Source organism: Acinetobacter sp. HZNU-JH01, from assembly GCF_037996845.1.
Lineage (GTDB): Bacteria > Pseudomonadota > Gammaproteobacteria > Pseudomonadales > Moraxellaceae > Acinetobacter > Acinetobacter haemolyticus.
Map to the genome: position 1 here is coordinate 2,750,040 of NZ_JBBMZX010000001.1, position 11,326 is coordinate 2,761,365.

The 11,326-nt window shown below is 39.0% G+C and carries 9 protein-coding genes; 6 read left to right on the forward strand and 3 right to left on the reverse strand.

The features are described from left to right. Positions 1-21 precede the first annotated feature (21 nt). The 3 genes from lpdA (at position 22) to sucD (ending at position 3,661) form a co-directional block, all read left to right on the forward strand. Positions 22-1,455 (forward strand): dihydrolipoyl dehydrogenase, encoded by a 1,434-nt coding sequence (gene lpdA, locus AAC851_RS13075; RefSeq protein ID WP_151211679.1) that lies wholly within the window; start codon positions 22-24, stop codon positions 1,453-1,455. Between the two features lie 136 nt (positions 1,456-1,591). Beyond that, entirely contained in the window at positions 1,592-2,758 is a 1,167-nt protein-coding gene (sucC, locus tag AAC851_RS13080; protein WP_004640348.1) for an ADP-forming succinate--CoA ligase subunit beta, read from the forward strand. Positions 2,759-2,770: 12 nt separating this feature from the next. After that, positions 2,771-3,661, forward strand: a complete 891-nt coding sequence (gene sucD / locus AAC851_RS13085; protein WP_004640347.1) for a succinate--CoA ligase subunit alpha — start codon at positions 2,771-2,773, stop codon at positions 3,659-3,661. A gap of 134 nt (positions 3,662-3,795) precedes the next feature. Here sucD and AAC851_RS13090 read toward each other — a convergent pair whose 3' ends face one another. The 3 genes from AAC851_RS13090 to trpS all read right to left on the reverse strand — a co-directional run bounded on the left by AAC851_RS13090 (position 3,796) and on the right by trpS (position 7,615). After that, a complete protein-coding gene (locus AAC851_RS13090; protein ID WP_340600936.1) occupies positions 3,796-5,508 on the reverse strand; it encodes a flotillin family protein in 1,713 nt (570 codons plus the stop codon). A 34-nt stretch (positions 5,509-5,542) separates the two neighbouring features. After that, on the reverse strand, positions 5,543-6,187 hold the full coding sequence (locus AAC851_RS13095; RefSeq protein WP_004640325.1) for a YqiJ family protein: 645 nt from the start codon (positions 6,185-6,187) through the stop codon (positions 5,543-5,545). Between the two features lie 414 nt (positions 6,188-6,601). Continuing rightward, positions 6,602-7,615: a tryptophan--tRNA ligase gene (gene trpS / locus AAC851_RS13100; protein WP_004640323.1), complete on the reverse strand. Its 1,014-nt coding sequence runs from the start codon at positions 7,613-7,615 to the stop codon at positions 6,602-6,604. A 168-nt stretch (positions 7,616-7,783) separates the two neighbouring features. Here trpS and AAC851_RS13105 point away from each other — a divergent pair, with 168 nt between their 5' ends. The 3 genes from AAC851_RS13105 (at position 7,784) to AAC851_RS13115 (ending at position 11,262) form a co-directional block, all read left to right on the forward strand. Further along, the gene (locus AAC851_RS13105) at positions 7,784-8,701 is read left to right on the forward strand and encodes a DUF808 domain-containing protein (protein WP_151211683.1); all 918 of its coding nucleotides are present in this window, start codon (positions 7,784-7,786) and stop codon (positions 8,699-8,701) included. A gap of 43 nt (positions 8,702-8,744) precedes the next feature. Further along, positions 8,745-9,635, forward strand: a complete 891-nt coding sequence (ypfJ, locus tag AAC851_RS13110; RefSeq protein WP_004640318.1) for a KPN_02809 family neutral zinc metallopeptidase — start codon at positions 8,745-8,747, stop codon at positions 9,633-9,635. Between the two features lie 127 nt (positions 9,636-9,762). Then, positions 9,763-11,262 carry a cation:proton antiporter gene (locus AAC851_RS13115; RefSeq protein WP_151211684.1) on the forward strand — a complete coding sequence of 500 codons (1,500 nt, stop codon included), beginning with the start codon at positions 9,763-9,765 and terminating at the stop codon, positions 11,260-11,262. Positions 11,263-11,326 lie beyond the last annotated feature (64 nt).

Below are 11,326 nucleotides of genomic sequence, written 5' to 3' on the forward strand. Positions count from 1 at the left end.
TATGGGATTTTGGAGATAAAAATGTCTCAACAGTTTGATCTTGTTGTTATTGGCGGTGGACCTGGTGGTTATGAAGCAGCGATTCGTGCTGCACAACTAGGTTTTAAAGTTGCATGTATTGAAAAACGTATCCACAACGGCAAACCGTCTTTGGGTGGTACCTGCTTAAACGTGGGTTGTATCCCTTCTAAAGCATTACTTGACTCTTCTCACCGTTACGAAGCAACTGTTCACGAACTTGCTGAACACGGCATTACGACTGGTGAAGTTAAATTTGATTTAAACACTTTGTTAGCACGTAAAGACAAAGTCGTTGAACAATTAACTGGTGGTGTTGCTCAGTTACTTAAAGGTAATGGTATCGAGTGGTTACAAGGTACAGGTAAATTACTTGCAGGTAAAAAAGTAGAATTCACACCATTTGAAGGTGATGTACAAGTTTTAGAACCGAAATACGTCATTCTTGCGACGGGTTCTGTACCTGTAAACATTCCTGTTGCTCCTGTAGATGAAGATTTAATTGTTGATTCTACTGGCGCATTGAAATTCCCAGAAGTTCCTAAGCGTCTTGGTGTCATCGGTGCAGGTGTTATCGGTCTTGAGCTTGGTTCTGTATGGCGTCGTCTTGGTTCTGAAGTTGTTGTGTTTGAAGCATTAGATGCATTCTTACCAATGGCTGATAAAGCATTGGCGAAGGAATATCAAAAAATCTTGAAAAAACAAGGTTTAGATATTCGTATCGGTGCAAAAGTTTCTGGTGCTGAAACCAATGGTCGCGAAGTAACGGTTAAATATAACCAAGCTGGTGAAGACAAAGAACAAGTTTTTGACAAGTTAATCGTATGTGTAGGCCGTAAAGCATATGCAGAAGGTTTATTGGCAGAAGATTCTGGCATTAAACTCACTGAACGCGGTTTAGTTGATGTGAATGATCAGTGCCAAACATCTGTTGAAGGTGTTTATGCAATTGGTGATTTAGTTCGTGGTCCAATGCTTGCACATAAAGCAATGGAAGAGGGTGTAATGGCTGTTGAGCGTATTCACGGTCATGCTGCTCAAGTGAACTATGACACAATCATCAGCGTTATTTATACGCATCCAGAAGCAGCTTGGGTTGGTTTAACCGAAGAACAAGCAAAAGAAAAAGGCCACGAAGTTAAAGCAGGTCAATTCCCATTTGCGGTGAACGGACGTGCATTGGCTGCAGGTGATACTGCCGGTTTTGTTAAGTTTGTTGCTGATGCAAAAACTGATCGTCTATTAGGTATGCACGTTGTTGGTCCAAATGCGTCTGACATCGTACACCAAGGTATGATCGCACTCGAATTTGTATCTTCAGTTGAAGATTTGCAATTGATGACTTTTGGTCACCCAACATTCTCTGAAGTTGTACATGAAGCGGCGCTTTCTGTTGATGGTCGTGCAATCCACGCAATTCAACGCAAGCGTAAATAAACAAAAAGTGTGGCTTGCCACACTTTTTTAAATGATGATGATGGTCTTATTTAGACTTTCATTTACTCAATATGTAGCAGCCCAGCTCTAAAAACAACTGGGCTGAATCACACCAAACAACATAGTAGGTAACTAAATGAACTTACATGAGTATCAAGCTAAAGCGTTATTGAAAGAATACGGAATGCCAGTACAAGAAGGTATCTTGGCAACCAATGCAGACGAAGCAGTTGCTGCATTTGAACAGCTTGGTGGTAAATTCGCTGTAATGAAAGCACAAGTTCATGCGGGCGGTCGTGGTAAGGCTGGCGGTGTTAAAGTTGCAAAATCTAAAGAAGATGTTATCGAATTCGCGAACAACATCATTGGTACTCGTCTTGTAACGTATCAAACAGATGCAAATGGTCAACCTGTTAACAGCATTATCGTTGCTGAAGACGTTTACCCAGTTGAGCGTGAACTTTACTTAGGCGCGGTTGTAGACCGTTCTAGCCGTCGTATTACTTTCATGGCTTCTACCGAAGGTGGTGTAGAAATCGAGAAAGTTGCAGAAGAAACTCCTGAAAAAATTATTAAAGTTGAAGTTGATCCATTAGTTGGCTTACAACCATTCCAAGCGCGTGAAGTTGCGTTTGCTTTGGGTTTGAAAGACAAGCAAGTGAGCCAATTTGTAAAAATTATGGGCGCAGCTTACCAAGCATTTGTAGAAAATGACTTTGCATTATTTGAAATTAACCCACTTTCAGTTCGTGAAAATGGCGATATTTTATGTGTAGACGCGAAAGTAGGTATCGACTCTAACGCGCTTTACCGTTTACCTAAAGTTGCTGCTTTACGTGATAAGTCTCAAGAGAATGAGCGTGAATTAAAAGCATCTGAATTTGATCTTAACTATGTTGCTTTAGAAGGTAACATCGGTTGTATGGTGAACGGTGCTGGTCTTGCAATGGCAACTATGGACATCATTAAACTTTATGGTGGTCAGCCTGCAAACTTCCTTGACGTTGGTGGCGGCGCAACTAAAGAGCGCGTAATCGAAGCGTTCAAAATCATCCTTGCTGATACTTCTGTGCAAGGTGTTTTAATCAACATCTTCGGTGGTATCGTACGTTGTGACATGATTGCTGAAGCAATTATTGCAGCGGTTCAAGAAGTAAACGTAACTGTACCAGTTGTTGTTCGTTTAGAAGGTAACAACGCTGAGTTAGGTGCGAAATTACTTGATGAATCTGGTTTGAAATTAATTTCTGCGAACGGTTTATCTGATGCCGCAGAAAAAGTTGTAGCTGCAGTTAAAGCGTAAGGAGTATCAATCATGAGCGTATTAATTAATAAAGACACTAAAGTATTGGTACAAGGTTTTACTGGTAAAAACGGTACTTTCCACTCTGCACAAGCTTTAGACTACGGTACAAAAGTTGTTGGTGGTGTTACTCCAGGTAAAGGTGGAACGACTCACCTTGACCTACCTGTATTCAACACAATGAAAGAAGCAGTTCGTGAAACTCAAGCTGATGCTTCTGTTATCTATGTACCAGCTCCATTCGTTTTAGACTCAATCGTTGAAGCAGTTGATTCAGGTGTTGGCCTAATCGTTGTGATCACTGAAGGTGTTCCAACAATCGACATGCTTAAAGCTAAACGCTACTTGGAAACTAACGGTAACGGTACTCGTTTAGTTGGTCCTAACTGCCCAGGCGTGATCACTCCAGGTGAATGTAAGATCGGTATTATGCCTGGTCACATCCACCAACCAGGTCGTATTGGTATCATCTCACGTTCAGGTACATTGACTTATGAAGCTGTTGCTCAAACAACTAAGCTTGGTTTAGGTCAGTCTACTTGTATCGGTATCGGTGGTGACCCAATCCCAGGTATGAACCAGATTGAAGCGCTTCAATTGTTCCAAGACGATCCAGATACTGATGCAATCATCATGATCGGTGAGATCGGTGGTACAGCAGAAGAAGAAGCTGCTGAATTCATCAAGTCTAACGTGACTAAGCCTGTAGTGGGTTACATCGCAGGTGTAACTGCGCCTAAAGGTAAGCGTATGGGTCACGCTGGTGCGATCATTTCTGGTGGTCAAGGTACTGCAGAAGAGAAATTTGCTGCATTTGAACGTGCGGGAATGGCTTACACTCGTAGCCCAGCTGAGCTTGGTTCAACAATGATGCAAGTATTGAAAGAGAAAGGTTTAGCGTAATTCGTTAGACTTTAATCTGAGAAAACCTCAATGGAGACATTGGGGTTTTTTTATTGGTCAAATTTTTGATAGTGTACTTTGATTCTCATAAAAAAAGAGCCTTATGAATAAGGCTCTTTATGCACTAAAATTTTTTATTCAGCCTTTGGTTTCAACCCTTGAGTTAAACCATTGATATCGCCACCTTGTAAGCCTAATTCATTCATTAAGCTATCAATGAGGGGTGCTTGTGAGCGATAGCGTAGGGCACTATTCACCACCTGATCGGATAATGAAGCAGTTGTGCCGTGTTCCGCATTATCACCTGACACAGCAGAACCACCAGCAAAACCATTTAAACCATTAACCTGTAAAATCTTGATATCGTCAATATTTTCCATTGGTTTAACACTTTCACGAATAATATCTGGTAGATGTTTGAGCAATGCTAAGCGCACTTGCATTTCTACTTGCTCAGCAGAAAGAGTATTGGCCGCTTCATTGACTGCACGAGCACCTTCCGCATCAACTTGATACTGTTTCTCTAAAGCTTGAGCAAGCAATATTTTAGCATCGGCTTCACCTTTAGCTTTTAAGCGAATCTTTTCAGCATCAGCTTCAGCAGCAATACGTACAGCTTCAGCTTCATCTGCCGCTGCCTTTTTACCCGCATCGGCTGCTACCGTAATTGCAATCGCATCTTTTTCTGCTGTTTGTTTTGCTGCAACCAACTCGACGGCTTTTTGACGTTCCGCGCGTTGGGTTTCACGTACAGTTACAACTTCTTCTTCAGCTTTGACTGCTTCAGCACGTGCTTTATCTGCTTGCGCTTTTGCTTCAGATTCAGCACGTGACTTTTCTGCAATCGCGATTGCTCGATCTTGTTCCGCAAGCTCAATGGTTTTCTTTTGTTCAACCTGTGCCTTTTCAATCAATTGTGATTTTTGAATATTTTCATTCTCAACATCACGGGCAGCAGCAATTCTTTTCAACTCAACTTCACGTTCTGCAGCAATACGAGCTTCTTCAGCTTCACGTTTTTTACCAGCTTCTTGTGACGCGATCTCAGCAAGTTGTTCAGCTCTACGAATCGAAATCTCACGTTCTTGTTGCAGTTTTGCGTATTCTTCTTCGCGAGAAATTTCTAATCTTCTACGTTCAGCTTCTAAGTCTTTCGCACGAATGGCAAGATCAGTATCTTGTTCGATGTCATTACGCTTCTTACGACGATCTTCGATGGTTTCTGTAAGTTTGGTTAAACCCTCAGCATCGAAGGCATTTTGTGGGTTGAAAAATTTAAAGCTAGTTTGATCTAGACCTGTTAATGATACGGTTTCAAGCTCTAAACCATTTTTCGATAGGTCCTCAGAAACCACTTGTTGGACTTTTTGCACAAAATCGACACGTTTCTCGTGTAACTCTTCCATCGCCATTTCAGCCGCAACAGCACGAAGTGAGTCGACAAATTTCCCCTCAACCAAATCTTTCAGCTCAGGAGGAGACATAGTTTTTCGACCTAATGTTTGCGCTGCTGTCGCAATCGATTCAGCAGTTGGCTTAACACGAACATAGAACTCAGCCATCACATCAACACGCATACGATCACGGGTGATAAGTGCTTGATCTGCAGCACGTTTCACTTCTAGGCGTAAGGTATTCATATTTACTGGAATAATTTCGTGTAAAACAGGAAGTACAATTGCACCGCCATTTAAAATCACTTTTTCTCCACCCCAACCTGTACGAACAAAAGAGACTTCTTTGCTAGAGCGTGTATATAATCGAGCAATCACCACCCCAATAAAGATCAGTACAGCGAAAATAATACCGGTAATAATTAAAATTTCAGTCAATGCTGAAGTAAGCATTTAAAAACCCTCTATGTAAACACTTTAATAAAGATTATGTAGCAATGGCTTGAAAGCCGATTTTGGTTTTTTGCGTTAAAATAACGTCTTGGCCTTGATAAAAGATAGTATCAAGTTCTGGTTCGACTAAAACATAATGTGTCTGACCAAATTGATCTTTGACTTTGGCTTGAGCAGGGGAATTAGGCTTTGCATCACCTAAAACAATATGTGCAGTGAGGCCAATTAAATCATCACTATGAATGGCTGTAGTTTCATCTTTAGGAATAATTCTTGCGATGAATTTTGCACTAAATCGAACGATTGGCATACACAAAAATAAGCTGGCTGGTGCAATTAACCATGCTGAAAAATAATGTTCAGTCAGGTGGTAGAAAATATCTTGAATGATTAAGCCTGTTAATCCATAAGCCGCTAAGAAAATAATCAGCCAAATGAGTAATGGAACTTTGCCTAAATAGAGCCATTCAAGAAATTGAATAAACACATTGTTTGAGTGTTCAAGCGAAACATCTGCTTGATTTACATCTGATAAACTGTCTGGTAAAAATTGCTCGAAAAAACTAGAGCTACCGCCGAGCAAGAGTAGGAAAATTTCAAGAACACCAATAAATAAACATAGTAGTAGCGCAATAGTAAAAATAAAATTTGAAGGGTGTGTTAGGAGATCTAAAATCATCGAAATTACTCTTATTTCTTTTTGAAATATTTAATAGATTTTTATATAAATAAAACAGTTATAAGATAAATCTAAGTCAGCCTAATTTCAACTGATATTAATCACAATATTATAAGCAAAAAAAACGCAATGATTGGGGTGATCATTGCGTTGAACAACGAATCTGCATAAAACAGTTTCGGTTGAAAAGGAGAAATGTCATGAGATTAGTGTTTGCTAATCTACATCGCTATAATATTTAAAACTTTGATCTAGTTCATGCATATTCGTGTTAATAGATGTTAATAGATGTTAATAAGTGACAAAAATTGTTAGTTTTGAATTTTTTATTGAAGTTCTTAAATTAGACTTAAATCAATTATTTGCAACAAAAAAGCCCAAAAAATGGGCTTTCTCGATATATTTTAGACTAAATCAAAACTTGAATAATCCTAGTCCAGATTTAACTTCATCTAAAGTTTGCTGAGTGATATCACGACATTTTTCCGTACCTTGCTTAAGAATATCCATGATGTAATCTGGATCTTTTTCAAGTTCAGCACGACGTTCACGAATTGGCGCGATCAATTCTTGTAAAATACCTTCTAAGCGTTTTTTCACTGCTCCATCGCCTAAGCCACCACGACGATAGTGTGCTTTTAATTCTTCAACTTCTTCTTTATTTGGATCAAAAGCATCAAGGTAGGTAAATACAATATTACCTTCTACTTGACCTGGATCTTCAATACGTAAATGATTCGGATCCGTATACATTGCATTTACAGCTTTCTTAATGTCTTTATCAGAAGCATTTAATACAATGGTATTACCCAATGATTTTGACATTTTCGCTTTGCCATCAAAACCTGGTAAACGAGCCATGTTTGACAGGAGCGCTTTACACTCAGGTAATAAGTCATGACCAATTTGACGATTAATACGGCGTACGACCTCATTGGTTTGTTCAATCATTGGCAGTTGATCTTCACCAACTGGAACAACAGTTGCCTTAAATGCAGTAATGTCTGCAGCCTGTGCGATTGGGTAACACAAGAAACCTGCTGGGATATCTCGTTCGAAATTACGTAATTGGATTTCAGCTTTTACAGTTGGATTGCGTTCTAAACGTGCTACTGTGACATAGTTAAGATAGATCATGGTCAGCTCATTGAGCGCTGGCAAGCATGATTGTACACAAATAGTGGTTTTGGTTGGGTCGATCCCAACTGCTAAATAGTCGAGGGCGACTTGCAAAATATTATTGCGAACCTTGTCTGGATTGTCGGCATTATCTGTAAGCGCTTGAGCATCAGCCAATAGAAGGTGTTGGTGATGACTGTCTTGTAAACCTACACGAGAGCGTAATGAACCGACAAAATGTCCGAGGTGAAGTTGGCCAGTAGGGCGGTCGCCTGTCAAAATAATTGGGCGATGATCAGCATTACTCATGTTATGTTCCAAGATTTAGTGATTTCATCAATATAAGATTGGCATTATTGTACGGGAAATAAAAAATTTTCGTCAGCGATTGCTTTAACTTTTTTCTCAAAAAATATTCTTGTGAATCATTAAAGCAATTCTACAATATGATAGATAAATACAAATTAGGACAAGAATATGGCAAGTGGTTTGTTAATGTTGCTCGATGACATTGCTACTGTATTAGATGATGTGGCAGTAATGAGTAAAATGGCAGCGAAAAAAACGGCAGGTGTGTTAGGCGATGATTTAGCTTTGAATGCGCAGCAAGTCAGTGGTGTACGTTCAGAGCGCGAGTTGCCCGTAGTTTGGAGTGTTGCCAAAGGGTCATTTGTTAATAAATTAATTCTCGTTCCTTTAGCACTTTTGATCAGTGTTATTGCACCTTGGTTAATTAACCCTTTACTCATGGTGGGTGGTTTATTCCTCTGTTATGAGGGTGTCGAGAAAGTTGTGCATCTGCTGCATCATAAAAAAGCTCAAACACCTGAAGCTGCATCTGAAAATCTGAAAGAAATAGAGGTGGATTTAGTTAAGTTTGAAAAAGAAAAAATAAAAGGGGCAATACGTACAGACTTTATTTTATCCGCTGAAATTGTGGTGATTTCGTTAGGTACTGTTGCAACAGCGGCATTTATGACTAAAGTTACAGTATTAAGCCTGATTGCTCTTGTTATGACGGTTGGCGTGTATGGCTTAGTTGCAATGATCGTTAAAATTGATGATCTTGGTTTATATTTGACTCAACAAACTTCCGAATTAAAAAATAAAATTGGTCGTGGTTTGCTTGGTTTTGCTCCCATTCTGATGAAAACACTTTCAATAGTTGGGACGGTTGCGATGTTTTTGGTTGGTGGCGGTATTATCACGCATACAATACCACTATTACATCATTTTACTGAAGAAACAGTTGATCATTTGGAGCTTATACCGAGTTTTGGTTCGATTATAGGGGCTTTAACACCAACTTTAATTAATCTAGGTGTGGGTTTGCTTGCCGGAGCTATTGTATTGATCATTATAAACCTTATTCAAAAATTACGTTCAAAAGCATAAGCCTGAAGTCTAAGCCGTCATCATTATAAATTGTGAGGTCGTTATGCGTTGGAAAGGTCGTCGTGTTAGTACCAATCTTGAGGATCGTCGTGGTGGCGGAGCAAAGGCAGGTGGCATTAGTATATTAGGATTAATTGTGGCTTTTGTTGCATGGAAGTTTTTTGGGGTCGATCCTCAACAAGCTTATCAAGCAACTCAAGCTGTAACGAATTCACAATCATCTCAACAGACTTCAGCACCACAAAATTTAACTGCGGATCAGAAAGAGGCGAGTGATTTTGTTGGAACTATACTCGCAGATACAGAAGATACGTGGGCACCTATTTTTCAGCAACTAGGAATGACATATCAGCCACCACGACTGGTACTATTTAGTGGTGTGGTGAGGTCTGGCTGTGGAACTGCTCAAGCTGCGATGGGACCATTTTATTGCCCAGCAGATCAAAAAGTATATATCGATACTTCTTTCTTTAGAGATATGCGCCAGCAGATGGGTATTTCTGGTGAACAAAATCAAACTGAGCTTTCTCGCAAAGATCAAGCTGGCGACTTTGCTCAAGCTTATGTGATTGCACATGAGGTGGGGCATCATATACAGAATTTACTGGGTATTTCTGGACAAGTGCAGCAAGCACGTGCGCAAGCTGGCCAAACACAGGGCAATCAACTTTCTGTTCGTTTAGAGTTGCAAGCTGACTGCTTTGCGGGAATATGGGCGAATAAAAATCATCAACGGACCCAATTTTTAGAACAAGGTGATATTGAAGAGGCCATGGATGCTGCTAAAAAAATCGGTGATGATTATTTACAGCGTCGAGCAACAGGGCAAGTTGTACCAGACAGTTTTACTCATGGTACCAGCGAACAGCGTATGCATTGGTTTCAAGTGGGATTAAAATCAGGTGATATTAATCAATGTAATACCTTCGCATAGGTTAAAATAGTTGGTTGATTATTCCATTAAATAGAGTTGGGATTTTAACGAAAACACAATATTTTTTTATATTTCATTTTTTAGCTGAAGCACTATGTTTTTTATACTCAAAAAATAAAGAGGTTGTATGGGTAACTACTTTCTTTTACAAGCATTAACGGTCATTTTTGCATTATCCATTGCAACCACGATTTTCAATAAGCGAATATTGGGTTTCCCACAAGCGATTGGTGTGCCAATAGTATCTGCAGTTTTAGTCTTTATCTTGCAGTGGGGAGCAAGCTTACTGCATGGTAATCAGTTCATTACGATTAATATTCAAAATATTGAATCGGCAGTGCGTGATATTGATTTTTATGATTTTCTAATTAATGGCGTAATTTGCTTTATCCTGACTTCATCTGCATTAAAATTTAAAATCTCAGACTTAAAGAACTATTGGAAACCCATTGGCATTTTAGCAACCATTGCTTTAGTCCTTTGTGCCGGTTTTTATGCTGGATTGCTATATATATTTCAATGGGTCGTTGGATATCCTGTTCCAATCACAGTATTATTATTACTAGGTGCTGCACTTGGCGCTACAGATCCAATTGGAATTAAAGCAGTATTGAGTTCTATTCGTGCACCACATCATTTAATGATTAAACTAGAAGGTGAATCATTATTTAATGATGCAATGTGTATTGCATTATTTATGACATTACTTAGCGTAATTCAAGGTGAGCATTTTTCATTAATATCAACATTAGAAACATTATTATATGAAATCTTTGTTGCTGTAATTATTGGCTTTGCGTTTGGTTTTGGAATATTACGTTTATTACGTGGCAAGCATGAGATGGAATCCTTAATTTTGACGACTGCTTTGCTGGCGAGTGGTTCCTATCTGGTTGCTTTGTTTGCACACGCTTCCGCACCAATTGCATGCGTTATCGGTGGATTAATCGTTGGTAATAAATGGCAAGAGATTCGTGAGCAGCGTGAAATACGTGAAGTAAATCATTTTTGGCATACTGTCGAGGGAATTATCAACTCGTTTTTATTTACGTTAATTGGTTTAGAGTTATTTATTTTAGATTTAAGTGCTAATCTTATTATTGGTGGCATTATTGCTTTCATTATTCTTCATTTATCTCGCTTTGCTGCGAACTTTCTTGCTTTCTCACTTTTCCCTTCTTTTAGAAACAAAAGCTATAACGGTAGTTTAACAATCTTATCTTGGGGCGGTGTGAGAGGTGGGATTTCGCTTGCACTGATTTTAGCAGTTGCCAATATACCTGCATTGAGTGCCTATAGCAGTATATTGATTGGATATACTTTTATCAGCGTCTTATTATCTGGTGTGATTTGTGGTTTAGGATTACCAGCGGTCATGAATGCTTTTTATTATAATCCGAATGAAGCAACAAATGGACTAAAAGGTTTGTATCAGCGTATATGCAACAAAATGAATCGAAGAGGTTTTAAATATATTGTTGGTGAAGATAGCTTAGGGCGTGAAACAATAACGATTTATAATCCAGAGGTTTTATTAGATCAGAAAATGGATGATGGTGTAGCAACAATGCATCATCCAAACAAGAGAGAAGAGGTAAGGCGTTTAGAAAACCCAGATAATTTTTAATAGATTTTGTTTTTATTTAACAAGTGGTCAAAAATATTATTGACCACTTGTTAAAAATAAGAAT

Excerpts from the sequence above, each read along its gene's own strand:
- ypfJ (WP_004640318.1), top strand. The coding sequence starts at position 8,745 with ATGCGTTGGAAAGGTCGTCGTGTTAGTACCAATCTTGAGGATCGTCGT.
- sucD (WP_004640347.1), top strand. The coding sequence starts at position 2,771 with ATGAGCGTATTAATTAATAAAGACACTAAAGTATTGGTACAAGGTTTT.
- AAC851_RS13095 (WP_004640325.1), bottom strand. The coding sequence starts at position 6,187 with ATGATTTTAGATCTCCTAACACACCCTTCAAATTTTATTTTTACTATT.
- AAC851_RS13105 (WP_151211683.1), top strand. The coding sequence starts at position 7,784 with ATGGCAAGTGGTTTGTTAATGTTGCTCGATGACATTGCTACTGTATTA.
- AAC851_RS13090 (WP_340600936.1), bottom strand. The coding sequence starts at position 5,508 with ATGCTTACTTCAGCATTGACTGAAATTTTAATTATTACCGGTATTATT.
- sucC (WP_004640348.1), top strand. The coding sequence starts at position 1,592 with ATGAACTTACATGAGTATCAAGCTAAAGCGTTATTGAAAGAATACGGA.
- trpS (WP_004640323.1), bottom strand. The coding sequence starts at position 7,615 with ATGAGTAATGCTGATCATCGCCCAATTATTTTGACAGGCGACCGCCCT.
- lpdA (WP_151211679.1), top strand. The coding sequence starts at position 22 with ATGTCTCAACAGTTTGATCTTGTTGTTATTGGCGGTGGACCTGGTGGT.
- AAC851_RS13115 (WP_151211684.1), top strand. The coding sequence starts at position 9,763 with ATGGGTAACTACTTTCTTTTACAAGCATTAACGGTCATTTTTGCATTA.